The 22,778-nt window shown below is 66.6% G+C and carries 27 protein-coding genes and 1 tRNA gene; 18 read left to right on the forward strand and 10 right to left on the reverse strand.

The genetic code is table 11. The annotated features are described in order from the left end of the window. The first annotated feature begins 78 nt into the window (after positions 1-78). The 13 genes from AC3QL2_RS08670 (at position 79) to ccmI (ending at position 9,948) form a co-directional block, all read left to right on the forward strand. Complete coding sequence (locus AC3QL2_RS08670) at positions 79-588, forward strand: GNAT family N-acetyltransferase (RefSeq protein WP_493234565.1); 510 nt, start codon at positions 79-81, stop codon at positions 586-588. 2 nt (positions 589-590) lie between these two features. Then, complete coding sequence (locus AC3QL2_RS08675) at positions 591-986, forward strand: GNAT family N-acetyltransferase (protein WP_493234564.1); 396 nt, start codon at positions 591-593, stop codon at positions 984-986. Positions 987-1,197: 211 nt separating this feature from the next. Next, positions 1,198-1,974: a class I SAM-dependent methyltransferase gene (locus tag AC3QL2_RS08680; RefSeq protein ID WP_493234562.1), complete on the forward strand. Its 777-nt coding sequence runs from the start codon at positions 1,198-1,200 to the stop codon at positions 1,972-1,974. Positions 1,975-2,058: 84 nt separating this feature from the next. Then, positions 2,059-2,766, forward strand: coding sequence for a nucleotide-binding protein (locus AC3QL2_RS08685; RefSeq protein WP_493234561.1), 708 nt, complete (start codon positions 2,059-2,061; stop codon positions 2,764-2,766). A gap of 113 nt (positions 2,767-2,879) precedes the next feature. Next, positions 2,880-3,494 carry a cytochrome c biogenesis heme-transporting ATPase CcmA gene (gene ccmA, locus AC3QL2_RS08690; RefSeq protein WP_493234559.1) on the forward strand — a complete coding sequence of 205 codons (615 nt, stop codon included), beginning with the start codon at positions 2,880-2,882 and terminating at the stop codon, positions 3,492-3,494. Continuing rightward, positions 3,491-4,156: a heme exporter protein CcmB gene (gene ccmB, locus AC3QL2_RS08695; RefSeq protein WP_493234557.1), complete on the forward strand. Its 666-nt coding sequence runs from the start codon at positions 3,491-3,493 to the stop codon at positions 4,154-4,156. The genes ccmA and ccmB overlap by 4 nt, the downstream gene beginning before the upstream one ends. A 29-nt stretch (positions 4,157-4,185) precedes the next feature. Next, complete coding sequence (gene ccmC, locus AC3QL2_RS08700; protein WP_493234556.1) at positions 4,186-4,935, forward strand: heme ABC transporter permease CcmC; 750 nt, start codon at positions 4,186-4,188, stop codon at positions 4,933-4,935. Next, positions 4,932-5,114 (forward strand): heme exporter protein CcmD, encoded by a 183-nt coding sequence (ccmD, locus tag AC3QL2_RS08705; protein WP_493234555.1) that lies wholly within the window; start codon positions 4,932-4,934, stop codon positions 5,112-5,114. The genes ccmC and ccmD overlap by 4 nt, the downstream gene beginning before the upstream one ends. Positions 5,115-5,116: 2 nt before the next feature. Further along, positions 5,117-5,557, forward strand: coding sequence for a cytochrome c maturation protein CcmE (ccmE, locus tag AC3QL2_RS08710; protein ID WP_493234554.1), 441 nt, complete (start codon positions 5,117-5,119; stop codon positions 5,555-5,557). A gap of 117 nt (positions 5,558-5,674) precedes the next feature. Next, entirely contained in the window at positions 5,675-7,630 is a 1,956-nt protein-coding gene (locus AC3QL2_RS08715; protein WP_493234552.1) for a heme lyase CcmF/NrfE family subunit, read from the forward strand. Beyond that, positions 7,624-8,217, forward strand: coding sequence for a DsbE family thiol:disulfide interchange protein (locus tag AC3QL2_RS08720; RefSeq protein WP_481123048.1), 594 nt, complete (start codon positions 7,624-7,626; stop codon positions 8,215-8,217). The genes AC3QL2_RS08715 and AC3QL2_RS08720 overlap by 7 nt, the downstream gene beginning before the upstream one ends. A gap of 1 nt (position 8,218) precedes the next feature. Continuing rightward, on the forward strand, positions 8,219-8,713 hold the full coding sequence (locus AC3QL2_RS08725) for a cytochrome c-type biogenesis protein (protein ID WP_493234550.1): 495 nt from the start codon (positions 8,219-8,221) through the stop codon (positions 8,711-8,713). Next, complete coding sequence (gene ccmI, locus AC3QL2_RS08730) at positions 8,710-9,948, forward strand: c-type cytochrome biogenesis protein CcmI (RefSeq protein ID WP_493234548.1); 1,239 nt, start codon at positions 8,710-8,712, stop codon at positions 9,946-9,948. The genes AC3QL2_RS08725 and ccmI overlap by 4 nt, the downstream gene beginning before the upstream one ends. A 44-nt stretch (positions 9,949-9,992) precedes the next feature. Here the strand turns inward: ccmI and AC3QL2_RS08735 are convergent, their stop codons facing one another. Continuing rightward, complete coding sequence (locus tag AC3QL2_RS08735; RefSeq protein WP_493234546.1) at positions 9,993-12,395, reverse strand: sensor domain-containing diguanylate cyclase; 2,403 nt, start codon at positions 12,393-12,395, stop codon at positions 9,993-9,995. A gap of 433 nt (positions 12,396-12,828) precedes the next feature. On the opposite strand from AC3QL2_RS08735, the gene AC3QL2_RS08740 reads away from it, so the two are divergent. Then, the gene (locus AC3QL2_RS08740; RefSeq protein WP_493234544.1) at positions 12,829-13,149 is read left to right on the forward strand and encodes a cupin domain-containing protein; all 321 of its coding nucleotides are present in this window, start codon (positions 12,829-12,831) and stop codon (positions 13,147-13,149) included. A 45-nt stretch (positions 13,150-13,194) separates the two neighbouring features. Next, on the forward strand, positions 13,195-14,166 hold the full coding sequence (locus tag AC3QL2_RS08745; protein ID WP_493234542.1) for an MBL fold metallo-hydrolase: 972 nt from the start codon (positions 13,195-13,197) through the stop codon (positions 14,164-14,166). A gap of 65 nt (positions 14,167-14,231) precedes the next feature. On the opposite strand, the gene metK is transcribed toward AC3QL2_RS08745, so the two are convergent. Next, a complete protein-coding gene (gene metK, locus AC3QL2_RS08750) occupies positions 14,232-15,398 on the reverse strand; it encodes a methionine adenosyltransferase (RefSeq protein WP_493234540.1) in 1,167 nt (388 codons plus the stop codon). A gap of 216 nt (positions 15,399-15,614) precedes the next feature. Here metK and AC3QL2_RS08755 point away from each other — a divergent pair, with 216 nt between their 5' ends. Beyond that, positions 15,615-16,502: a lysophospholipid acyltransferase family protein gene (locus AC3QL2_RS08755; protein ID WP_493234539.1), complete on the forward strand. Its 888-nt coding sequence runs from the start codon at positions 15,615-15,617 to the stop codon at positions 16,500-16,502. Then, positions 16,499-17,371 (forward strand): LpxL/LpxP family acyltransferase, encoded by an 873-nt coding sequence (locus AC3QL2_RS08760; RefSeq protein WP_493234538.1) that lies wholly within the window; start codon positions 16,499-16,501, stop codon positions 17,369-17,371. Before AC3QL2_RS08755 ends, AC3QL2_RS08760 begins: the two co-directional genes overlap by 4 nt. A 67-nt stretch (positions 17,372-17,438) precedes the next feature. On the opposite strand, the gene AC3QL2_RS08765 is transcribed toward AC3QL2_RS08760, so the two are convergent. The 4 genes from AC3QL2_RS08765 to thiS all read right to left on the reverse strand — a co-directional run bounded on the left by AC3QL2_RS08765 (position 17,439) and on the right by thiS (position 19,559). Next, positions 17,439-17,666 carry a hypothetical protein gene (locus tag AC3QL2_RS08765; RefSeq protein ID WP_493234537.1) on the reverse strand — a complete coding sequence of 76 codons (228 nt, stop codon included), beginning with the start codon at positions 17,664-17,666 and terminating at the stop codon, positions 17,439-17,441. A 2-nt stretch (positions 17,667-17,668) separates the two neighbouring features. Continuing rightward, the gene (gene trmB / locus AC3QL2_RS08770) at positions 17,669-18,406 is read right to left on the reverse strand and encodes a tRNA (guanosine(46)-N7)-methyltransferase TrmB (protein WP_493234536.1); all 738 of its coding nucleotides are present in this window, start codon (positions 18,404-18,406) and stop codon (positions 17,669-17,671) included. 60 nt (positions 18,407-18,466) lie between these two features. Continuing rightward, on the reverse strand, positions 18,467-19,252 hold the full coding sequence (locus AC3QL2_RS08775) for a thiazole synthase (RefSeq protein WP_493234535.1): 786 nt from the start codon (positions 19,250-19,252) through the stop codon (positions 18,467-18,469). A 79-nt stretch (positions 19,253-19,331) separates the two neighbouring features. Then, positions 19,332-19,559 carry a sulfur carrier protein ThiS gene (gene thiS / locus AC3QL2_RS08780; protein WP_493234534.1) on the reverse strand — a complete coding sequence of 76 codons (228 nt, stop codon included), beginning with the start codon at positions 19,557-19,559 and terminating at the stop codon, positions 19,332-19,334. A gap of 68 nt (positions 19,560-19,627) precedes the next feature. On the opposite strand from thiS, the gene AC3QL2_RS08785 reads away from it, so the two are divergent. Then, a tRNA-Gly gene (locus AC3QL2_RS08785) sits at positions 19,628-19,701 on the forward strand. Between the two features lie 117 nt (positions 19,702-19,818). On the opposite strand, the gene AC3QL2_RS08790 is transcribed toward AC3QL2_RS08785, so the two are convergent. The 4 genes from AC3QL2_RS08790 to AC3QL2_RS08805 all read right to left on the reverse strand — a co-directional run bounded on the left by AC3QL2_RS08790 (position 19,819) and on the right by AC3QL2_RS08805 (position 22,766). Continuing rightward, positions 19,819-20,639 (reverse strand): IS5 family transposase gene (locus tag AC3QL2_RS08790; protein WP_493240326.1). Its coding sequence is split into 2 segments (ribosomal slippage): positions 19,819-20,291 and positions 20,291-20,639, totalling 822 coding nucleotides; the frame shifts between segments, so codons are not numbered across the junction. 292 nt (positions 20,640-20,931) lie between these two features. Continuing rightward, positions 20,932-21,960: a hypothetical protein gene (locus tag AC3QL2_RS08795; protein WP_493233155.1), complete on the reverse strand. Its 1,029-nt coding sequence runs from the start codon at positions 21,958-21,960 to the stop codon at positions 20,932-20,934. 112 nt (positions 21,961-22,072) lie between these two features. Next, on the reverse strand, positions 22,073-22,345 hold the full coding sequence (locus AC3QL2_RS08800; RefSeq protein ID WP_493233156.1) for a hypothetical protein: 273 nt from the start codon (positions 22,343-22,345) through the stop codon (positions 22,073-22,075). A gap of 13 nt (positions 22,346-22,358) precedes the next feature. Beyond that, complete coding sequence (locus AC3QL2_RS08805; RefSeq protein WP_493233157.1) at positions 22,359-22,766, reverse strand: helix-turn-helix domain-containing protein; 408 nt, start codon at positions 22,764-22,766, stop codon at positions 22,359-22,361. Positions 22,767-22,778 lie beyond the last annotated feature (12 nt).

Below are 22,778 nucleotides of genomic sequence, written 5' to 3' on the forward strand. Positions count from 1 at the left end.
GGAATCTGCGCCGGGCGAAAGGGGGCAGCAGCCACGCGGTATGCTGTCGGCCTGTTCCCCTTCCGCCAGCCCTCGCCCATGCTGACCCTGCGCCCCCTGCTGCCCGCCGATGCCGACGCGCTGTCGGCCGCCGCCCTCGAATCCATAGCCACCGTCGGGCGCTGGATGCCCTGGTGTACTCCCGACTACACCCCGGCCCGCGCCCTGGAATGGATAGACCACTGCGCCCAGGCCCGCGCCGAGCAGAGTGCCTACGAGTTGGGGATCTTCAGCGCGGACGACAACGAACTATTCGGCCTGGCCGGCCTCAACCAGTTCAACCGCCTGCACAACTTCTGCAACCTCGGTTACTGGGTGCGCGAATCCCGCCAGCGCCAGGGCATCGCCGTGACGGCGGCACGCCGCCTGGCCGAGTTCGGCTTCCGGGAGCTTGGCCAGACCCGCATCGAGATCGTCATTGCCGCCGGCAACACGGGCAGCGAAGCCGTCGCCCGCAAGGTCGGCGCCCATTTCGAGGGGATGGCCCGCAACCGTCTGCAGCTGGCCGACGGACCGGTAGCCGCCGCCGTATATTCGCTGATTCCATAGCCATGATCGACTACCGCCTGCACACGCCCCTCGCCGCCGCCGACATCGCCCGCCTCTTCGACGCCTCCGGCATCAAGCGGCCGACCGGCGACCTGTCGCGCATCGCCCGCATGTTCGCCAACGCCAACCTGGTCGTCTCGGCCTGGTCGGGCGCACAGCTGGTCGGCGTGTGCCGGGCACTGACCGACTTCAGCTACTGCTGCTATCTGTCCGACCTGGCGGTGGACCAGGCCTTCCAGCACCAGGGCATCGGCCGCGAGCTGATGGCCCGCGTGCAGGCCGCCGTTGGCGACGAGGTCTCCATCGTGCTGCTGTCCGCCCCCGACGCGCTGGACTACTACCCGAAGCTCGGGTTCGAGAAGCTGGACAACGGCTTCGTGCTGCGCCGCCAGCGCTGATTACGACCTGGGTACAGGTTCGTCCGCCCCCGGTCGACTGAGCACAGCCCGCGGACGAGTGAGTTCGCCCTCGCGGGCAACACTTCCTGCCCCTGTCCTCGCCCGCGCCATCTGCCCCGACGATCACAGCCTGCGCCACCCGTCACGGGCAGCCGACCCACTGGTCGGCTACACTCCGGCCTGTCGCGCCCGTCGCCGCCCCGCGCCTGCCATGCCACCCTTCCTGAAAGCCCTTCTCGCCCAGTTCGCCGGCACCGCCGTTGCCTACGGCAGCGCCCAGGCCGGCCTGTTGCCGGCCGGCCTCGCGCCGGTGGTGGCGGTGCAGGCGGCAGCCGCCGCCGGCACGGCGGGCCTGCTGCGCAGCGCCTCCTGGTGGCGCTGGATCCATCTGGGCTTCGCACCGCTGGTGTTCGGCGCCCTCAGCCTGGGCATCGCCCCGGCCTGGTACCTGGCGGCTTTCCTGCTGTGCGCGCTGGTTTATTGGAGCAGCTTCCGCACCCAGGTGCCGCTGTACCTGTCCAACCACCACACCGCCGCGGCCGTGGCCGGGCTGCTGCCCCGCGGCCGGCCGGCGATGCTGCTCGACCTGGGCAGCGGCACCGGCGCGCTGCTGCGCCCGCTGGCCCGCCTGCGCCCCGACTGCCGCTTCGAGGGGCTGGAATCGGCGCCCGCCCCCTATGCCCTGTCCCGCCTGCTGTCGCGCCGCCAGCCCAACGTCAGCCTGGCCCGCGGCGACTTCTGGAAAATCCCGTGGGCGGACTACGATGTGGTGTACGCTTTCCTGTCCCCGGTACCGATGGCCGCCGTCTGGCAGAAAGCCTGCGCCGAAATGCGCCCCGGCAGCCTGCTGGTCAGCAACAGCTTCCCGGTGCCCGGCGTGGAGCCCGAAACGGTCGTCGAGGTGGACGACCGGCGGCGCACGCAGCTGTACTGCTACCTGCCGGCCGGCCCCGGGCTGAGCGGCAAATTGCGAAATACCGGCCGATGAACCCTCAATTCCGGCCGCATCGTTCCCGTTAATGCGCGAATAATGGCGCCATTGCGCCTGGCATCACTGCGAGAGGTTTCAACCATGTCCCCGATCATCTGCATCATCGGCAACAAGGGCGGTACCGGCAAGACCACCCTGTCCCACCTCCTGTGCCAGGGCTTCGGCCTGCTTGGCCAGCGCTCGGCCTGCGTGCTGACCGACACCTCCCGCGAGCCCCTGGCGCCGGAAGGACGTCGCTATGCGATCGCCGATGCGCGCACCCCCGAGTCCCTCAACCGGGTCGTCGGCAAGCTGCGGGCGATGGAACACTGGGTCGGCGTGGTGGACGGCGGCGGCAACCGGGCCGACGTGGACCGCATGCTCGACGGTCTGGCCGACATCGTGCTGCTGCCCTTCCGCGATTCCCACGAAGACCTGCGCACCGTGCTGCGCGACCTGGAGACCTTCCCGCGTGCCTACGCGCTGCCGTCCCAGTGGCCCACCAACGCCTGGCAGCGCGACGCCGCCGACCGCAACGTGGCGCAGATCCTCGGCGCCCACAAGCACCGCATCCTCAACCCGGTCATCAGCCTGTCGGCGTCCAAGCTGCTGCTGCAGAAGAACGTGCCGGACGGTCTGCCGACCAACCTCGGCAACGCCTGCCGCGCGCTGGCCCGCCAGGTCAGCGAAGTCCTCGAACTCAGCGATGCCGACGGCACACCGCCCGGCGAGCAGGAAGCCGGCAAGGACGCCGCAGCAGCGCCGTCCACCGTGGTGCCCGACGACTACGCCAGCACCGCCCGCCACTGATCCATCCGCCATACCCGCCGCAACGTCGGCGCTTCTGCTTGATGTAACCGGTTTACCCACTCCGGGGGGTCGGGCAGAATGCGCCGACTCGATTTCCCGGTTTTGCCCTTCTAATGCTTCAAGCCCACGGCCTCGCCTGTGTCCGCGGTGACCGCCGCCTGTTTTCCGGTGTGGATCTCGCCGTTGCGCCAGGCCAATGGCTGCAGGTCGAGGGCGCCAACGGGGCCGGCAAGACCAGCCTGCTGCGCATCCTGGCCGGCCTGTCGCCGGCCGCCGAAGGGCGCATGGAATGGGAAGGCCGGCCCGTCGCCGACGTGCGTGACGACTTCCACGCCCGCCTGCTCTACCTCGGCCACGCGCCGGCCATCAAGGACGACCTGTCGGCCCTCGAGAACCTGCAGAGCGCAGCCGCAGTGGGCGGGCGCCCCCTCGACGAAGCCACGGCCCTCGCCGCGCTGCGCCGCATCGGCCTGAAGGGCCGCGAAGATCTGCCCAGCCGCGTGCTGTCCCAGGGCCAGAAGCGCCGCGTGGCGCTAGCCCGCCTGCTGTGCGGCCAGGCCCGCCTGTGGATCCTCGACGAGCCCTTCGTGGCCCTCGACGTGGGCGCGGTGGACATGCTGTGCGGCATCCTCGACGAACACATCGGCCGCGGCGGCATGCTGATCTTCACCAGCCACCAGGCGGTGCAACTGCAGGGCAACGGCGCCCGCCTGGAGCTCACCAAATGAACGCCTTCGCAGCCATCCTGCGCCGCGACCTGCTGCTGGCCATGCGGCGCAAGAGCGAGATGCTCACCGCGCTGTTCTTCTTCATGATCGTGGTCAGCCTGTTCCCCCTTGGCATCGGCCCGGAGACCGCGCTGCTCAGGCGCATCGCCCCCGGAGTGCTGTGGGTGGCCGCGCTGCTCGCCGCGATGCTGTCCCTCAACCGCCTGTTCGCCGCCGACCACCAGGACGGCACGCTGGAGCAGATGGCCCTGTCGCCCACCCCGCTGGCCCTGTTGGTCAGCGGCAAGGTGCTGGCCCACTGGCTGACCGCCGGCCTGCCGCTGGTGTTGCTGGCGCCGGTGCTGGGTCTGCAGTTCGATCTGTCGTCACGGGCGCTGGGTATCCTGATGCTGTCGCTACTGCTCGGCACCCCGCTACTGTCCCTGATCGGCGCCATCGGCGCGGCGCTGACCCTCGGCGTGCGCGGCGGCGGCGTGCTGCTGTCGCTGCTGGTGCTGCCCCTGTATATTCCGGCGCTGATTTTCGGTGCCGGCGCCGTCGAAGCGGACATGGCCGGCCTGGGTGCCGGCGGCCACCTGTCCCTGCTCGGCGCCCTGCTCGCCCTCGGCCTGTTCTTCGCCCCGTGGGCGGCCACCGCGGCGCTGCGCATCGCCCTCGAATAACACCCGAACCTTTCCCAACGGATTCGCCCATGAGTCAGCCCCTGATCAACTGGTTCAAGTTCGCCTCGCCGGCCAGCTTCTACCCCCTCGCCGGCAAGATGTGGCCGTGGTTCGCCGCGCTGGCCACGGCCTTCGCGGCTGCAGGGCTGTGGATCAGCTTCTTCGTCGCACCCACCGACTTCCAGCAGGGCGAGGGCTACCGGATCATCTTCATCCACGTGCCGGCCTCGTGGATGTCCATGTTCATCTACTGCGTGATGGCCTTCTGGTCGGCCATCGGTATTGGCCTCAACACCCGCCTGTCGGGCATGATGAGCGCGGCGCTGGCCCCCACCGGCGCGCTGTTCGCGTTCCTGTCCCTGTGGACCGGCGCCCTGTGGGGCAAACCAATGTGGGGCGCCTGGTGGGTATGGGACGCACGCCTGACCTCCGAACTGATCCTGCTGTTCCTCTACCTCGGCTACATCGCCCTCACCGCCGCCATCGACGACCCGCGCCGGGCCGACAAGGCCGGCGCCATCGTGTCGCTGGTGGGCGTCATCAACGTGCCGATCATCTATTTCTCGGTGAAGTGGTGGAACACCCTGCACCAGGGCGCCTCGGTATCGATGACCAAGGCCCCGACGATGGCCGCCACGATGCTGTGGGGCATGCTGCTGATGGCGCTGGCCTTCTGGATGTACAGCGTCGCCGTGGCCCTGTACCGGGTGCGTTCCATCATCCTCGAACGGGAACGCCACGCCACCTGGGTGGCCGAACTACCGGAGATGCAGCGATGAACTGGGGCAGCGCGAGCGAATTCTTCGCGATGGGAGGCTACGGCTTCTACGTGTGGGGCAGTTTCGGTGTCACCGCCGCAGCCCTGCTGATCGAAACCCTGCTGGTCAGAAAGCGCCTCGGCGACACCCGCCGGCTACTGCGCCGGGAACTGGCAGCCGACAGAGAGAGTCAGGACTAACCATGAAAGCACGACACAAACGTTTCGCCATCGTCCTCGGTGGCCTGGCTGCCCTCGGCATCGCCGCGACGCTGATCCTCAACGCCTTCCAGAGCAACCTGGTGTTCTTCTTCACGCCGACCCAGGTAGCCAATGGCGAGGCGCCGAAAGACCGGGCCTTCCGCATCGGCGGCCTGGTGAAGGAAGGTAGCCTGCAGCGCACCGACATCACCGCCCGCTTCGTCGTAACCGACACCGCCAAGGAGATCCCGGTGGCCTACACCGGCATCCTTCCGGACCTGTTCAGCGAGGGCAAGGGCGTCGTCGCCCAGGGCGCCCTCGGCGCGGACGGCAGGTTCACCGCCACCGAAGTGCTCGCAAAGCACGACGAGAACTACATGCCGCCGGAAGCCAAGCACGCCGTCGACCAGGCCCACGAGGCCGCCAAGACCCTCAAGCAGTGAATCGGTGATGCAAGGAAAAGCCTGTAGCGTTCCCGTGATCCGCTTCGTCCCTGGCGATGCGGACAGACTGCACGCCATCCGACGTCTCCTTGTCACCTCCAACCGGGCATCCCAGCCATGATCCCTGAAATCGGAACCTTCGCCCTTATCCTCGCCCTGCTGGTCGCCCTGGTGCAGGGCAGCCTGCCACTGATCGGCGCCCAGCGCGGCATCCCGGCCTGGATCGGGCTGGCGCGGCCGGCTTCGGCGACGCTGTTCCTGCTGGTCGCGGTAGCCTTCAGCTGCCTCACCGCGAGCTTCATCAACAACGACTTCTCGGTGCTCTACGTCGTCCAGCACTCCAACTCCAAGCTGCCGCTGCAGTACCGGATCGCCGGCGTGTGGGGCGGCCATGAAGGCTCCCTGCTGCTGTGGGTGCAAATGCTGTCCCTGTGGGCACTGGCGGTGGCGGCCTTCTCCCGCAGCCTGCCGGACGACATGGTGGCCCGCGTGCAGGGCGTGCTAGGCCTGGTGGCGGCCGGCTTCATCCTGTTCATCCTGAGCACCTCCAACCCCTTCGAGCGCCTGCTGCCGGGCGCCGACGACGGCCGCGACCTCAACCCGCTGCTGCAAGACCCTGGCCTGATCTTCCACCCGCCGATGCTCTACATGGGCTACGTGGGTTTCTCGGTGGCCTTCGCCTTCGCCATCGCGGCGCTGCTGTCGGGCCGCCTCGACGCCGCCTGGGCGCGCTGGTCGCGGCCGTGGACCACCGCCGCGTGGATCTTCCTGACCCTCGGCATCGGCCTCGGCTCGATCTGGGCCTACTACGAACTGGGCTGGGGCGGCTGGTGGTTCTGGGACCCGGTGGAAAACGCCTCCTTCATGCCGTGGCTGGTCGGCACCGCGCTGATCCATTCGCTGGCCGTCACCGAGAAGCGCGGCAGCTTCAAGAACTGGACCGTGCTGCTGGCCATCGGCGCCTTCTCCCTGTCCCTGCTCGGCACCTTCCTGGTCCGCTCCGGCGTGCTGAGTTCGGTGCATGCCTTCGCGTCCGATCCGAAGCGCGGCATCTTCATCCTGTTCTTCCTGGCTACCGTCGTCGGCTCGTCCCTGACCCTGTTCGCCTGGCGCGCTCCGAAGGTCAGCCTCGGCGGCGCCTTCGCGCTGGTGTCGCGGGAGACCTTCCTGCTGGTCAACAACGTGCTGCTGCTGTCCGCCGCTGGCGCGGTGCTGCTCGGCACCCTCTATCCGCTCGTGATCGACGCCCTCAACCTGGGCAAGCTGTCGGTCGGCCCCCCGTACTTCAACACCGTGTTCGCGCCGCTGATGGTGCCGGTGCTGTTCCTGATGGCGGTCGGCCCGGTGGCGCGCTGGAAACAGGCCGACCTGGCCGACATCGCGCGGCCGCTGCGCTGGGCCTTCACCGTCGCCGTGGTAGCCGGCGTAGGCGTGCCGTTCCTGGCCGGCGCCTGGTCGGCCGGCGTGGCGCTCGGCATCGGGCTGGCGATCTGGATCATCGGTTCCTCGGTGGTGCAGATCCTCGCCCGCCGCAAGTCCGGCACCCCGCCGCGGGCCTTCTGGGGCATGCACCTGGCCCACATGGGCATCGCCGTGACGCTGATCGGCATCGTGATGGTCAAGCACTACGAAACCGAACGCGACGTGCGCATGGCCCCCGGCGACACCGTCAAGATCGGCGGCTACGAGATCCGCTTCCAGGGCGTCAGCGACGTGCCCGGCCCCAACTACGTGGCCGCCCGTGGCGACCTCGAACTGCTGAAGGACGGCCAGGTGGTGATGCCGCTGCACCCCGAGAAGCGCAAGTACTTCTCGTCGGCGATGCCGATGACCGAAGCCTTCATCGACCCGGGCCTGACCCGTGACATCTACGTGTCCCTCGGCGATCCGCTGGAAGGCGGCGACAGCGCGTGGAGCGTCCGCGTCTATCACAAGCCCTTCGTCGACTGGATCTGGGCCGGTGCCGTGTGCATGGCCCTCGGCGGCCTGCTCGCCGCCAGCGACCGTCGTTACCGCATCACGTCCAAGGCGGCCAAGGCTGCACGCCTGGCCGCCGAAGGAGCCGCATCTTGAAACGTTTCCTGATTCCCCTCGGTCTGTTCCTGGTCCTCGTCGTCTTCCTGGCCGTCGGCCTCAACCGCGATCCGCACGAAGTCCCGTCGCCGCTGGTCGGCAAGCCGGCGCCCGACTTCAAGCTGGCGCAGCTCGCCGAGCCGGGTAAAACCTTCTCGCCGGCCGACATGCGCGGCCAAGTGTGGCTGCTCAACGTGTGGGCGTCCTGGTGCGTGTCCTGCCGCGCCGAACACCCGCTGCTGGTGGCCTTCGCCCGCCAGGGCGGCCTGCCCATCGTCGGCCTCAACTACAAGGAAGTACGCGGCGACGGCGAAACCGACGTGAAGAAGCTGGCCGCCGACGAGGAAAGCACGCTGACCCGCCAGCGCGCGTCGGCCTGGCTGTCCCAGCACGGCAACCCCTACGTGCTGTCGGCCCTCGACATGGACGGCCGGGTCGGCATCGACTACGGCGTGTATGGCGTGCCGGAAACCTACCTGATCGACAAGAAGGGCGTGATCCGCTACAAGCAGATCGGCCCGATCACCCCCGAGGCGCTGGAGAAGAAGATCCTGCCGCTGGCCAAGCAACTGGCCGGGGAGTCCTGACATGAAGCTGCGTCTAGCCACCCTGGCCACCGCCGCGCTGCTCAGCCTGGCGCCCCTCGCCCACGCCGGCGAAGCCACCCCGCTGGCCGCCGACCCGGCGGTCGAGGCCCGCATGATCAGCATCTCCGAAGAACTGCGCTGCCTGGTGTGCCAGAACGAGAGCCTGGCCGCCTCCCACGCCGAGCTGGCCGAGGATCTGCGCCGGGAAGTGCGCAGCCTGATCCGCGAAGGCAAGAGCGACGCGGAGATCCGCGACTATCTCGTCAGCCGCTACGGCGACTTCGTGCTGTACCGCCCGCCGGTCAAGCCGACCACCTGGCTGCTGTGGTTCGGCCCCTTCGTGATCCTCGCCGGCGCCATCATCGGCCTGATCGCCTACCTGCGCCGCCGCGCCGGCCAGATCACGCCGCCGACACTGTCCGCCGCCGACCGCGCCGCCGCCGAAGCCCTGCTCGCCGGCGACCCGCAACCCACCCAACCGAAAGACCAGGCATGACCGCCTTCTGGATTGCCGCCGGGCTGCTCACCGCCCTCGTCCTCGCCCTGATCAGCCGTCCGCTGCTGCGCCAGCGCCAGGCCAGCCACGCTTCCCGCAAAGCCCTCAACACCGCCATCTACCGCGACCAGATGGCCGAACTCGAACGGGATGTGGCCAGTGGCGCGCTGTCCGCAGCCGACCACGCCACCGCCCGCGACGAACTGGAGCGGCGCATTCTCGAAGACCTGGCCGACGACGGCGGCGAAGCCACCGCAGAGCCGCGCCGCCTGCCGCGCACCGCCATCGCCCTCGGCCTGGCGCTGCCGGCCGCCGCCGTCCTCCTCTACCTCGTTCTCGGCACGCCTGCGGCCCTCAACCCGGCCGCATTGCAGACCGACAGCGGCGCCGCGCCGACCCAGGCCGAAGTCGAGAAGATGGTCGCCACCCTGGCCGCCAAACTCGAGAAGGAACCGGACAATCCCAAGGGCTGGGTCATGCTCGGCCGCAGCTACAAGGTCATGGGCCGTCTCGACGAAGCCGCCCGCGCCTTCGAGCGCGCCGGCCCGGCGATGGAGACCGAACCGGAGCTGATGCTGGAAATGGCCGAGCTGTCTGCCGCGCAGAACGAAGGCAAGGTGGAAGGCAAGGGCCTGGAGCTCCTCAAGCGCGTGCTGGCCGACCAGCCGGACAACCCGCAGGCCCTGGTGCTGGCCGGCACCGACGCCTACTTCCGCAAAAACTACGCGGACGCGGCCCGTTACTGGGAGAAGGTGCTGGCCCAGGTGCCGCCGGACTCCGAAGACGCCCGCAACCTGTCCGCCGGCATCGAAAAGGTCCGCCAGCTGATGGGTGACAGCAGCGGCGCCAAGCCGGCGCCGCGGGAAGCCGCCCAGAAGTCCGCCGCCGGCGCCACCTCGGTCAGCGGCCGGGTCAGCCTGGCGCCGGCCCTGAAGGACAAGGCCGGCCCGGACGACACGCTGTTCATCTTCGCCCGCCACGCCAACGGCCCACGCATGCCGCTGGCCGTGCTGCGCCTGAAGGCCGCCGAGTTGCCAAAGGAATTCACCCTCGACGACAGCATGGCGATGAGCCCGGAGATGAAGCTGTCGTCCGCTGCCGAGCTGCGCATCGAAGCCCGCATCTCGAAGTCCGGCGACGCGATCCCCAAATCCGGTGATCTGTCCGGCGAACTCACGCCGGTCAAGCCCGGCGCCAAGGGCCTCAAGCTGGTCATCGACAAGCTCGTACCGTAAGTCCCGCGGGGCCGGGCGTCCGCCTGGCCCCCTTCAAGCCTTCATCACCCCACCTTCAGCGGCACCGGCAGGCGCCGCGGATCGAAGAAACGCACCGCATTGCGGCCGGCCGACTTGGCCCGGTACATCGCGATGTCGGCCCGCTTGATCAGCTCGTCCCGGCTCTCCTCGTGAGCAAGGAACATGCACACGCCGATGCTGGCCGTGCATTGATGGATCACGCTGTCGCTGCCACCCGGCACGCTGAGGTGATAGGGCTGCGCCAGTTCCTCGCGCAGCTTCTCCGCCACCCGCGCGGCGTGGGACTCGGCGTCGTGTTCCTCCTCATCGAGGTTTTCCAGGATCACCACGAACTCGTCGCCCCCCAGACGCGCCACGGTGTCCGACTCGCGCAGGCTGCCCACCAGGCGCCGGGCCACCTCCACCAGCAGGGCGTCGCCCATCACGTGGCCATGGGTATCGTTGAGGCCCTTGAAGCCGTCCAGGTCGAGGAACAGCAACGCCCCGCCGTGGTGGCTGCGGGCGCTGGCCGCCAGCGCCTGGTCGAGCCGGTCGTGGAACAGACGGCGGTTCGGCAACTGGGTCAGCGGATCGTAGAAGGCCAGCTGATGGACCTGCTCCTCGGCCTTCTTGTGCTCGGTTATGTCGGAAAATGCCGCCACGTAATGGGTGACCTGCCCCGCATCGTCGCGCACCGCCGAGATCGTCACCCACTCGACGAACACCTCGCCGTTCTTGCGGCGGTTCCAGATCTCTCCCTGCCAGAAGCCGTCCCGCTCGAGGCCCGAGTAGAGGCGCCGATAGAACTCCTGGCCGTGGCGTCCGGAGCGCAGCAGGCTGGGCCGCTGGCCGATGGCCTCCCGCGCCGCATAGCCGGTCATCGCGATGAAAGCCTGGTTCACGCGCACGATGCGGGTCTCCGCATCGGTGATGAAGATGCCTTCCTGGCCTTCAAAGGTCGCCGCGGCGATGCGCAGCTCGAGCTCGATTTCCTTGGCCTCGGTCACGTCGGTGGCAAAGCCCTGCCAGGTCACGCCACCGCCGTCTGCCGCTTCGGGCTGCGCGTCGATGCGCATCCAGCGCCTCCCCCGCTGGGGGTGCTCGATGCGGAACTCCCGGTGCAGACGGCCCAGCTGGCGGGCCGATTCGCTGACGGCGGTGAGCAGTGCTGGCAGATCCTCGGGCAGTACCCGTGCGTGCAGGGCATCGGCCGACGCCAGCAAGCAGTCCGGTTCCAGGCCGAACAGCTCGCGCAGCGCATCGCTGGCGAACGGCACGCTATGATGCCCGGCACCATCCAGCCGGTACTGGAAGACCAGGCCGGGAATCTGCGACACGATGCCGCGCAGGCGCTGGTTGAGCGCATGCTCTGCAGCCCGCGCCTCGCCCTCCAGGATTGTCACCAGCAGACCGTTGAAGGCCCCGGTCAGCGCACCGATCTCGTCGTCCCGCCGCACCGGTAAGGGCTGGCGGGGAATCAAGCCGTCGCGCATGCGGCCGAGCTGCTCGGCTGCTTCGCCAAGCGGCCGCAGCTGGCGACGCAACCACCACCAGACGAGCACGCTGACCAGCACGGTGAGCGCCGCAGCCAGGCCCAGCAGGCGCGACTGCATCGCATACAGCGGCGCGAAGGCCTCCTCCCCCGGCAGTACCGACTGCATCAGCCAGCCGGTGGATTTCACGCGGCGGCTCGACGACAACTCCACCACGCCACGGGAGCTGCGCGCGAGGCCTGAGCCGTCATTACCCACGAGGTAGTGGTCATAGACCGGATTGACGCCCGGCGGTGGCCCCGGCGTCATCACGCGGCTCTTGTCGGTGGCGGCGATGAACAGGCGCTGGTCCGGATCGGTGATCAGATAGCCCCCCTGACGGCCGAAACGGTTGGCACTGATCTCGTCAAGAAAATTGGCGTTGGCCAGATTGATCAGGCCGATCACCGACCCCAGCACCTCACCACCCGGACCACGGATCGGCACGATCATCGGCACCACCGGCTGATGGGTCGTCTTGCCGATCAGCGCAGGCCCGACCCGCGCCTCGCCGCTCTCCAGCGTCTGGCGGACCGCCGGCACATCCATGTAATTGACACCACCGCGGCCGAGTTCATCGGGCAGGCTGACCAGCGTGGTGCCCTCCCGATCGGTCACCAGCACGCCCCAGTTGAACAGGGTCAGCAACACGTGCTGGTCGCGCAACTCCTTCTCCAGCACTGCGGGGGATGCCAGCTTGGCGGCATCGAAGTCGTCCGCGACAGCTTGCAGCGCACGCATGCGCTCCGACACCGAACGGTCGATCTCATCCGCCAGCAGCGTCACCACCGAAAACTGCTGGGCGGCCAGCGTAGCCTGCATTTCCTGGCGCAGCACATAGCCCACCAGCAGCGTGGCCCCCCACAGGGCCAGCAGCAGACCCAGCAGAACCCCTGCCGCGATGCGCGTCCGCAAGGAGCGAAGTGGTGATCCCCAATGGCCCAGCCTGCCCATGGCGCCGGCCCTCCCGCACTCATCCGGCAAGCTGCTGCCGCCGTTCTGGATTGTTCTAATATAAGTGCTAGCTTAAGCGCGTACCCCGCGCCCGCCTAGCCCGCGCAATCGATCTGAATGCAAAGCTGTGTGAAGCAATAGGCAGACACTATTCAATCCATGCCCACATTCAATTGGCTGCATCATGGCGCGCGGCGTAGCATTAAACGCATTAAAGATGATCGTACAACCGACCATCCCACCGCTTAAACGGCGCGCCGGGGCACACAAGACCCCCAAAACCCTGACAGAGATTCTCCCGGCGTAGCCCCTTTCTTGCAGCCCTACCGACCGCCAGCGCGGCCGGCTCCCGCGCTGAGGCATACTGGCCGATCCTCCCCCTGGATTCGCCGGTATGCCTCTCCGCAATCTGCTGCAAAACCTCCCCGCCCCCGGCCCCGACGAAGCATTCGAGACCCTCTTCGAAACCGGCGGCACGCGCATTGAACGCATCGTCTCCCACCGCCACGCCAGCCCGCCCGGCTCCTGGTACGACCAGGCCGGCGACGAATGGGTAATGCTCGTCCAGGGCTGCGCCGAGCTGGAATTCGACGACGGCCGCCGCGTGGCGCTCGCGTCGGGCGACTGGCTGGTGATCCCCGCCGGCTGCCGCCACCGCGTCGCCGCCACCGGCCCGGACAGCGTGTGGCTGGCCGTCCATACCACGGACGCGTGATCCGGATTATCCTGTTGTCCTTTTCAGCCCTCCGGAGATGCCCCAATGATCCGCCGCAGTCTCAGCGCCCTTGCCTTCGCCGTCAGTGCCAGCTTGCTCCCCGTCGCCCCGGCCTTTGCCGAAGCGCCGGCCGTGAAGACCCAGGTGCCCGGCTACTACCGCCTGAACGTCGGCGACTATGAGCTCACCGCCCTCTACGACGGCTACGTGGACCTCGACGCCAAGCTGCTGACCAACGCCAGCCAGGCCGAGGTCCAGCAACTGCTGGCACGCCTGTTCATCGCCGGCGAAAAGGTGCAGACCGCCGTCAATACCTACCTGATCAACGCCGGCGGCAAGCTGATCCTCGTCGATACCGGCACCGCCAAGGTCTTCGGCCCAACCCTCGGCTACGTCGCCGAGCACATCCGCGCCGCCGGCTACAAGCCGGAACAGGTGGATCTGGTGCTGCTGACCCACCTGCACCCCGATCACGTCGCCGGCCTGCTGGACGCCGATGGCAAGCCCCTCTTCCCCAACGCCGAAATCCGCGTGAATCAGACCGAAAGCGATTTCTGGCTGTCCGAAGACAACGCCGCCAAGGCCCCGAAGGACAGGCAGGGGATGTTCGCGATCGCCCGCAAGGCCGCCGCGCCCTACCAGGCCGCCGGCAAGTGGAAGCCGTTCAGCGGCGACGCCGAGCTGGCACCAGGCATCAAACCGGTAGCAGCGGTCGGCCACACGCCGGGCCACAGCGCCTACCTGATCGAATCGAAGGGCCAGCGCCTGCTGATCCTCGGCGACTCAGTGCACAGCTACGCGGTGCAATTCGCCCGCCCGGACGTCGCCATCGAGTTCGACAGCGACAAGAAGCAGGCCGTGGCGACCCGCAAGAAGCTGTTCTCCTGGGCCGCCAAGGAGAAGATGACCGTCGCCGGCATGCATCTGCCCTTCCCCGGCCTCGGCCACATCCGTGCCGACGGCAAGGCCTTCGGCTGGGTGCCGGTGGAGTACAGCCCGCTGCGCAGCGACAAGTGATGCGCGGCTAGCAAACAAAAGGGGCGCTCCGCGGAGCGCCCCTTTTGCTGACCCGCAGTCGGGAATTACAGGCCGGCAGCGGCGCGCAGCGCGGCGGCCTTGTCGGTGTTCTCCCACGTGAAGTCGGCCTCGTCACGACCGAAGTGGCCGTAGGCGGCAGTGCGCGAGTAGATCGGGCGCAGCAGGTCGAGGCTGGCGATGATGCCCTTAGGACGCAGGTCGAAGTGGGCCTGGATCAGCTCGACGATCTTCTCGTCGGAGATCTTGCCGGTGCCGAAGGTTTCCACCATCAGGCTCACCGGCTTGGCGACGCCGATCGCGTAGGCGACCTGCACCTCGCAGCGGTCGGCCAGGCCGGCCGCCACCACGTTCTTGGCCACGTAGCGGCCGGCGTAGGCGGCGGAACGGTCCACCTTGGACGGATCCTTGCCGGAGAACGCACCACCGCCGTGGTGGGCCGCGCCACCGTAGGTGTCGACGATGATCTTGCGGCCGGTCAGGCCGCAGTCGCCGTTCGGGCCGCCGATGACGAAGCGGCCGGTGGGGTTGATCAGGTAGCGGGTGTTGTCGCCCAGGAGCTCCTTCGGTAGCACCGGCTTGATGACCTCCTCGATGACCGCCTCGGTGAGCGCGGAGTGGGAGATGTCCGGATGGTGCTGGGTGGACACCACCACGGTGTCGATCGCCACCGGCTTGCCGTCCACGTACTTGACGGTCAGCTGGCTCTTGGCGTCCGGGCGCAGCCACGGCAGGCGGCCGTCCTTACGCACCTCGGCCTGGCGCTGCATGATGCGGTGCGCGTAGTAGATCGGGAAGGGCATCAGGCTCGGCGTCTCGTTGGTCGCGTAGCCGAACATCAGGCCCTGGTCGCCGGCGCCCTGGTCCAGGTCGAGACCCTCGCCTTCGTTCACGCCCTGGGCAATGTCGGAGGACTGGCGGTTGATCGCAGTGAGCACCGCGCAGCTCTTGTAGTCGAAACCGATCTCGGAATCGTCGTAACCGATGCGCTTGACGGTGTTACGGGCGATGTCCATGTAGTTGATGTCGGCATTCGTCGTGATCTCGCCGGAGATCACCACCAGGCCGGTGGACACCAGGGTTTCGCATGCGACACGGCCGCGCGGATCCTGGGCCAGGATCGCGTCGAGCACCGCATCGGAGATCTGGTCGGCGACCTTGTCGGGATGGCCTTCGGAAACGGACTCGGACGTGAACAGGTATTCGCTTGCCATTGAAACGCTCCTAAGAAACAAAAAATCCCCATGTCTGACGGCGTTGCCGTCTCGGGGGATTCTCGGAGCGGCGACGCTTTAGCAGTATTTTTGCCGGCAGTCCGCAGACGAAAATCGCGGACCGCCACCGCCCTGCAAGTTGTCGGATTAACTCGGCGGAATCACAATTATAGCTTTGCTCCTTCGGCCGTCAATTCGGCCGCACCCCAAACGCTGATGGCGTCACGTATTTTCTCCCTGCTTGCCCGTCTTCCACTGGGCATTCTGCAACACTTGGGCTGCATCGCCGGCTGGCTCACCTACGCCTGTTCGCCCACCTACCGGCGGCGCCTGCGTGACAACCTGGCGCGGGCCCTCGGGCCGGACGAGGCCGCCCGGACCTGGCGCCAAGCGGTCGGAGAAACCGGCAAGCAGGCGCTCGAGCTGCCGTGGCTGCTGCTGCGCCCGCAGGCCGAGATCGTCACCAAGGTCGTCCGAGTCAGCGGCTGGGAGCACGTGGAAGCCGCCGAAGCCAGCGGTGGCGGCATCCTGTTCATCACGCCGCACCTGGGCTGCTTCGAGATCACCGCCCAGTATTTCTCCACCCACAAGCCGATCACGGTACTCTACCGGCCTCCACGCAAGGCGGTGCTGCAACCCGTCATCAACGCCGGGCGCAGCCGCGGCAACATGCGCCTGGCGCCGGCCGACGTGGGTGGCGTGCGGCGCCTGATCAAGGCCCTGCGCGCCGGCGAAGCAGTCGGCATGCTGCCGGACCAGGTGCCCGGCGCCGGCGAAGGCGCCTGGCTGCCCTTCTTCGGTCGCCCGGCCTACACGATGACGCTGGCCGCCCGCCTGTCCGAGGTATCCGGCGTCAGCACGATCTTCGCATGGGCCGAACGCCTGCCCGGCGGCAGCGGCTTCCACCTGCGCCTGCGCCCGGCCCTCGAAGCACTGACTGGCGACACTGAAATCCGTGCCGCCGCCATCAACCGCGAGATGGAAGCCCTGATCCGCGAGAATCCGTCCCAGTACCTGTGGGGTTACAACCGCTACAAGCGCCCCCGTGGCGCCGCACCCACCTCACCTCCCACACCTCCCGTCTCCCGAGAAAACCAACAATGAGCCGTATCGTCGTCGCCCTGCTGTGGCTGCTCCACTGGCTGCCCCTGTCCATACAGGCCCCCATCGGCCGTGGCCTCGGCCTGCTGCTGTACTGGATCATCGCGCCGCGCCGCAAGGTAGTGCTCACAAACCTGCGCCTGTGCTTTCCCGATCAACCCGAAGCCGAACGCCGCGCGCTGGCCAAGGAACACTTCGCGCTGGCCGGACGCAGCCTGATCGAGCGCGGCATCGCGTGGTTCGCACCGGAAGAGCGGGTACGCCAGATCGTGCACATTCAGGATGAGGAGAAGCTCGCCAAGTTGATCGAAGCACGCCAGCCGGTGATCCTGCTGACCCCGCACTTCCTCGGCCTCGACCTGGGCGGCACGCGCATCGCATCATCGTTCGACTGCGTCAGCATCTACGCCCGCCAGAAAGACCCGGTCATCGACCGCTGGCTCTACCACGGCCGCAGCCGCTTCGGCAGCCAGGTGCTGCTGCGCCGGGACGAGAGCGTGCGGGCGTCGATCAAGGCGATGAAGGAGATCCGGCCCTTCTACTACCTGCCGGACATGGACAACGGCCCCGAAGACTCGGTCTTCGTACCCTTCTTCGGCGTGCAGGCCGCCACGCTGTCAGCACTTCCGCGCCTGGCCAGGCTCGGCGGCGCGGTAGTGGTGCCCTGCGTGACGCGCATGCTGCCTGGCGGCCAGGGCTACGTGGTGGAACTGGGAGAACCGTGGACGGATTTCCCGGGCAGCGACGTGGAAACCGACACCCGCCGCATGAACGCCTGCATCGAAGACCTGGTGCGCACGATGCCCGCCCAGTACTACTGGGTGCACCGCCGCTTCAAGACCCGCCCGCCCGGCGAGGCGAAGATCTACTGAGAGTCCAGGACCAGGCTTCGCCCCGCCCCCGCGGGAGGCAAGGAAACCGGGGACGGGCCGATGTTTCCTAGGGAGCCTCGTCCTTCGCCGCCAGTTCCGCCAGCACCAACGGAAAGGCGGCGCTGCCGACCAGCGCCACACCGGACACCAGCGACACCAGCCCGGCGCCCGACTCCTGCAGCAAAGGATTCAGATCGGTGCCGAAGCCGGCCAGCAACAACGCACCAGCGAGCAGGCACAAGAGGCCGGGGATGCCCATCAGCCAGGCACCGGCGGGCAGTCGTTTGAGGGCCATTTTCAGACCCGTTTGAAGACCACGTCCCAGACGCCGTGGCCGAGCTTGATGCCACGGTTCTCGAACTTTGTCAGCGGCCGGTAGTCCGGCTTCGGTGCGAAGCCGTCGGCGGTGTTGGCGAGCAGCGGCTCGGCGGACAGCACCTCCAGCATCTGGTGGGCGTATTCCTCCCAGTCGGTGGCACAGTGCAGGTAGCCGCCGGGTGCCAGCCGTGAGGCGATCAGCTTGACGAAGGGCCCCTGCACCAGGCGGCGCTTGTGGTGGCGCTTCTTCGGCCACGGATCCGGGAAGTAGATATGCACGCCGGCCAGCGAGCCTTCCGGGATCATGTCGCGCAGCACTTCCACCGCATCGTGCTGGACGATGCGCAGGTTGGTCAGGCCGCCCTCGTCGATCAGCTTGCACAGGCCGCCGACGCCGGGCGCATGCACCTCGATGCCGACGAAGTCGTCGCCCGGACGCACCCGGGCGATCTCGGCGGTAGCCTGGCCCATGCCGAAGCCGATCTCGACGATATGCGGCGCCTTGCGCCCGAAGACCGCGTCGAGATCCACCGGCTCCGGCCGGTACGCCAGGCCGACCTTGGGCATCATCTCGTCGAGGAAACGGTGCTGGGCTTCCGACATGCGCCCCTGGCGGAGCACGAAGCTGCGGATGGACTGGGACGTGAGACGGCCGCCCGGCGTGGCCGGCTGCTCGTCGGATTCGTCAGTGTGGGGCGTTTGCTGTTCTTCGCTCATGGCGGATTCCGAATGCAAAACGGCGCGCCTCAGCGCGCCGCGGGTCGATCGAAAAGCGGCTCAGCTGCCGATCAGGCCGCTGGTCGGCGAGCTCGGGCTGGCGGTGTAGTACTTCTTGGGCATGCGGCCGGCCAGGAAGGCCTCACGGCCGGCCTCGACGCCCTTCTTCATGGCGCCGGCCATCTTCACCGGGTCCCTGGCCAGCGCGATCGCGGTGTTCATCAGTACCCCGTCGCAGCCCAGCTCCATCGCGATGGCCGCGTCGGACGCAGTCCCGACGCCGGCATCCACCAGCACCGGCACCTTCACCGCGTCACGCACCAGCTGCACGTTCCACGGGTTGAGGATGCCCATGCCGGAGCCGATCAGCGAGGCCAGCGGCATCACCGCCACACAGCCGATATCTTCCAGCATTTTCGCCTGAATCGGGTCGTCGGCGCAGTAGACCATCACCTCGAAGCCCTCCTTCACCAACACTTCTGCGGCCTTGAGGGTTTCCGGCATGTTGGGGAACAGCGTATGCGGGTCGCCGAGCACCTCCAGCTTGACCAGCTTGTGGTCGTCCAGCAGCTCACGGGCCAGGCGCAACGTACGCACCGCGTCCTCGGCGGAGTAACAGCCGGCCGTATTGGGCAGGTAGGTGAATTCGGACGGCGGCAGCGCATCCAGCAGGCTCGGCGCCTTCGGGTCCTGGCCGATGTTGGTGCGGCGGATCGCCACGGTGACGATCTGCGCGCCACTGGCCACGATGGCCTCGCGGGTCTCGGTGAAGTCCTTGTACTTGCCGGTTCCCACCAGCAGCCGGGAGGAATAGCTCTTGCCAGCAATCGTCAGCAAATCATCCATGGGGAAGCCAACCTGAAAAATGAGTTGAACGTAGGGAGCAGAAACGGCACGCGGCCAGACAGGAACGCTGCGTCGCGGCTCAGCCGCCGCCCACAGCGACGACGATTTCGAGCCGGTCACCATCGACCAGCTGGGCCTCGGCATGCCGGCCCTTCGGCACGATCTCGCCGTTGCGCTCCACCGCCAGACGCTTGCCGGTCAGGCCCATGCCGTCGAGCAGTGCCGCCACGCTGAGGGGCGCCTCGAAGCTGCGAGCCTCGCCGTTGACGGTCAGGACTAGGGGGGTAGAAGAGACTTGGGAAGACATGAACGCAGTTTACCACGCCTCGCCGGTTGCCCTCCGCCCTCGCCATAAGTACAATCACGGTCCTTCGAGCGGGCGTCGTATAATGGTAATACCTCAGCTTCCCAAGCTGATGCCGTGGGTTCGATTCCCATCGCCCGCTCCACATCGGATTCCCGCAGGCCGTTGATCTGCAAGCAAAAAAGCCAACCCCAGCGGGTTGGCTTTTTTGTTGTCTGGTCGATATCTGGTCGGAGGTGGGTAGGGTTCGGTCTAAGAAGACCTAACAAAATGAGTTTTCCGCGCAGTTCAGTTTTCGCCAGCAAATAAGGCTGCAGGCGATCTTGATAAAGGCTTCGTGAATGATGGCCAATCGCTCGAATCGAACCCGCAGGCGTCGGTAATTGTGGAGCCAGCCGATGGTTCGCTCGACCACCCAGCGGGTTTTGCCCAAGCCGCTGCCGTGCGGCGTGTTGCGCCGGGCGATCTCGGTCTTGATGCCTTGAGCGTGAAGGGGCCGGCGGTACTTGTCGTGATCGTAGCCACGGTCGGCCTGGATGATGCGGGGCTTGGAGAGTGGGCGCCCCCGCTTGCCACGAATAGGTGGAATGGCTTCGACCAAGGGCAAAAGTTGGGTTACGTCGTTGCGATTGGCGCCGGTCAGGATGACCGCCAACGGAATGCCCTGCGCTTCGGTGATCAGGTGGTGCTTGGAGCCGGGGCGTGCGCGATCGGTGGGATTGGGTCCTGTTTTTGACCCGCACCCACAGCACGAATGGAGGAAGAATCGACGATGCAACGGGACCAATCGATCCTGTCGGCCGTGCGTAAGCGAGCCAGCAGTACCTCATGCAGCCTGTCCCAGACACCCGCTTCCTGCCAGGCACGCAGGCGCCGCCAGCAACTCATGCCCGAGCCGCAGCCCATTTCCTGGGGCAGCATCTCCCAAGGGATGCCGCTTTGCAGGACGAACAGGATGCCGGTCAGAACCGCTCGATCATCGAGCGGCTTGCGCCCCGGATACTTGTTCCGACGGGGCTTGGCGGGAGGTAGCAACGGTTCGATCAAGGCCCACAGATCGTCGTCGAGAAGTGCTTTGGCCATGTCCTCTATTCAAAGAAACAAGGCCGAGGTTAACGAAATTCGACCATCGTGAACAGGGGCGAATGGGTCTTTTTGTTAGAGCTTCTAAAGCCATCAAGCTTTTTCCAAGTGGCTGCTCATCGGCCAAAGCGATCAGCCAAAACAGCTACCGCAAAGGCCCGCCTTAGGCTGGAGGTAGTCACTCGCAACAGCAGAGTAAACGTCAGCTATCGACTGTTTAATCGACAACTTCGGGTGATGCCAAGAAGTAAAGGTCTGATCAGACGACCGCTTCTTGCAGCGGCTGGAGTCTTTATTCATGCGAGCGTGCGCGAATGTAAGCGGCGTAGAAGACCACCCACTCGCTGGAATTGAAATTGAGCCCCATTATGAGCCGCTCGCCGATGGTCGATTTCGGAGTGATGCGCTCGTTTGCCATCTTCTTATCCAAAGCACCTGCGTATAGCGCGACTCGGGAGAGAGCGCGGCCATAAGCCTTTGAGTCCGGTGCCGCGTGTGCCGCTTCAACCACGCCGAAGTAGATGTTCCAAAGCCGGCGAGCTGCCTGGATGGGCAGCTTCTCTGCCGCCACGGCATGCACGGCGATGTGCGCTGCCAGCTGCAGCGCGGGAAGTGGCATGTTGGCCCGAGCGGTTGCGTGGTCGATCCAGATCACGACAAGAGCGCCGATGGCGACGTCCGGTACAGCTGTGTCCTGAACCAACACTCGAACGACGGTTCCGATGTGATTTAGGGCGCCCATGAAGTCAGTGTGTGCCCCCCACATGCCTCGGGCGAGCGACATGAAGGGCGCCACACTGCGAAGCAGCGCTGCAGCCTCCAAGACCCGGGGCGCGTGGCGAACTGTTTGGGGGATGAGAGCCAGCTGATGCCTTAGCTGAATCTGAATGCCCACGTTCCAGTTGCAGAGCTGCGCGAGTTTGGTCGCGACTTCTTCTGTAGTCAGCAGGCCAATCTCCTCCAACCCGCAGAGCAAGTCCAAAGTGCACATCCCGTCAGCGGCGAACTTGTCTTTCAAGACCCACATCCGCAGTATGGCGTCGTCACAGAACACGATGTAGTCACCAGTGCGGGCAAGGCTTTGAAGTTCGCGCGACGAACTTGGTAAGTGCATCGCCTCCTCCAAAGGTACGCCGTGAGGCTGCAGAATCTGCGCGACGCGCGGCCTGAGGCGATCTTGCACATCGATGCATCGCTGCCGGAAGATGCTTCCAGAGAACGCCTGCGACATTTTCATAAGTTCGCCCAAGGTGGCCTGGGAGATTGCGACCTTGGGAAAGAAATCGAAGACCTTGTCGAGAAGTTCGAGGTCTTCGAGCACTAACAGCGTTAACGGGGGCAAAGCGGGTGAAGAGCTTGCTGTCCATGATGAGCGTTCGAACCTCGTTTTCGATTATGAGCAAGGGGTCGGTCGGTATTGTTGAGACACTGGATCAATGGCGGCGCATGCGTTCGAGCCGGTAGGCCGTGGTGATCAGGTGGTTGTCTGCGCTGAAAACCGCATAGACGTTCAGGTGTTCCTCTATCAGCGATGCAAGGGGACCGGCGTAGGCCTTTACGCGGCGACGCGATGCCTTGTCGAAGAAGGCCTTCGTGGCCCCACCACCCGCCGGTTCGCGGCAACCGAACATTTCGAGCAGATCCACGAGCATCGGCGGAATACCGCGTTGCTGGGCACGTTCCTTGGCGTGACGAGTCATTCTCATGACGAACACCTCTTCATTGGACACGGGAATGGGAACGCAGCGAGCGCATGAATTCCTCGAAGCACAGTCGGGATTCGTCGCTCAGTTCGGAAATGAACGGACCACCAGCAAAAGCTCGCAGACTCGCAATCAACTGCCGCTCCTCCTGCGTGAAGGCCGCCGCCATAAAAGGGGCGATAGCTCTCCACGTCGCCGGCCGATACTCATACATGCACATCGCGTAGAGCTGAACCGGATCGGTTTCGAGTGCTTTCGCCAGCGCCCCAACCTTGTCGAGCGGTAAGCGGGTTCTACCCTGCTTGATCATCGTGATCATATTCGGCCGCTCGAAACCGGCCCGCTCGGCGATGTCTTTCTGCCGCAGTCCGATGGCTTCGATGCGGCTGGCGATGAAACGGGCTACCTGGGACGTCGTTTCCATGATTTGCTCCTC

Source organism: Zoogloea sp. GW822-FHT05C07, assembly GCF_058800215.1.

Excerpts from the sequence above, each read along its gene's own strand:
- thiS (WP_493234534.1), bottom strand. The coding sequence starts at position 19,559 with ATGTCTTCCCAAGTCTCTTCTACCCCCCTAGTCCTGACCGTCAACGGC.
- ccmI (WP_493234548.1), top strand. The coding sequence starts at position 8,710 with ATGACCGCCTTCTGGATTGCCGCCGGGCTGCTCACCGCCCTCGTCCTC.
- ccmB (WP_493234557.1), top strand. The coding sequence starts at position 3,491 with ATGAACGCCTTCGCAGCCATCCTGCGCCGCGACCTGCTGCTGGCCATG.
- AC3QL2_RS08675 (WP_493234564.1), top strand. The coding sequence starts at position 591 with ATGATCGACTACCGCCTGCACACGCCCCTCGCCGCCGCCGACATCGCC.
- AC3QL2_RS08740 (WP_493234544.1), top strand. The coding sequence starts at position 12,829 with ATGCCTCTCCGCAATCTGCTGCAAAACCTCCCCGCCCCCGGCCCCGAC.
- AC3QL2_RS08745 (WP_493234542.1), top strand. The coding sequence starts at position 13,195 with ATGATCCGCCGCAGTCTCAGCGCCCTTGCCTTCGCCGTCAGTGCCAGC.
- ccmC (WP_493234556.1), top strand. The coding sequence starts at position 4,186 with ATGAGTCAGCCCCTGATCAACTGGTTCAAGTTCGCCTCGCCGGCCAGC.
- AC3QL2_RS08715 (WP_493234552.1), top strand. The coding sequence starts at position 5,675 with ATGATCCCTGAAATCGGAACCTTCGCCCTTATCCTCGCCCTGCTGGTC.
- AC3QL2_RS08765 (WP_493234537.1), bottom strand. The coding sequence starts at position 17,666 with ATGGCCCTCAAACGACTGCCCGCCGGTGCCTGGCTGATGGGCATCCCC.
- trmB (WP_493234536.1), bottom strand. The coding sequence starts at position 18,406 with ATGAGCGAAGAACAGCAAACGCCCCACACTGACGAATCCGACGAGCAG.
- AC3QL2_RS08755 (WP_493234539.1), top strand. The coding sequence starts at position 15,615 with ATGGCGTCACGTATTTTCTCCCTGCTTGCCCGTCTTCCACTGGGCATT.
- AC3QL2_RS08760 (WP_493234538.1), top strand. The coding sequence starts at position 16,499 with ATGAGCCGTATCGTCGTCGCCCTGCTGTGGCTGCTCCACTGGCTGCCC.
- AC3QL2_RS08805 (WP_493233157.1), bottom strand. The coding sequence starts at position 22,766 with ATGGAAACGACGTCCCAGGTAGCCCGTTTCATCGCCAGCCGCATCGAA.
- metK (WP_493234540.1), bottom strand. The coding sequence starts at position 15,398 with ATGGCAAGCGAATACCTGTTCACGTCCGAGTCCGTTTCCGAAGGCCAT.
- ccmE (WP_493234554.1), top strand. The coding sequence starts at position 5,117 with ATGAAAGCACGACACAAACGTTTCGCCATCGTCCTCGGTGGCCTGGCT.
- AC3QL2_RS08800 (WP_493233156.1), bottom strand. The coding sequence starts at position 22,345 with ATGAGAATGACTCGTCACGCCAAGGAACGTGCCCAGCAACGCGGTATT.
- AC3QL2_RS08685 (WP_493234561.1), top strand. The coding sequence starts at position 2,059 with ATGTCCCCGATCATCTGCATCATCGGCAACAAGGGCGGTACCGGCAAG.
- ccmA (WP_493234559.1), top strand. The coding sequence starts at position 2,880 with ATGCTTCAAGCCCACGGCCTCGCCTGTGTCCGCGGTGACCGCCGCCTG.
- ccmD (WP_493234555.1), top strand. The coding sequence starts at position 4,932 with ATGAACTGGGGCAGCGCGAGCGAATTCTTCGCGATGGGAGGCTACGGC.
- AC3QL2_RS08680 (WP_493234562.1), top strand. The coding sequence starts at position 1,198 with ATGCCACCCTTCCTGAAAGCCCTTCTCGCCCAGTTCGCCGGCACCGCC.
- AC3QL2_RS08775 (WP_493234535.1), bottom strand. The coding sequence starts at position 19,252 with ATGGATGATTTGCTGACGATTGCTGGCAAGAGCTATTCCTCCCGGCTG.
- AC3QL2_RS08670 (WP_493234565.1), top strand. The coding sequence starts at position 79 with ATGCTGACCCTGCGCCCCCTGCTGCCCGCCGATGCCGACGCGCTGTCG.
- AC3QL2_RS08725 (WP_493234550.1), top strand. The coding sequence starts at position 8,219 with ATGAAGCTGCGTCTAGCCACCCTGGCCACCGCCGCGCTGCTCAGCCTG.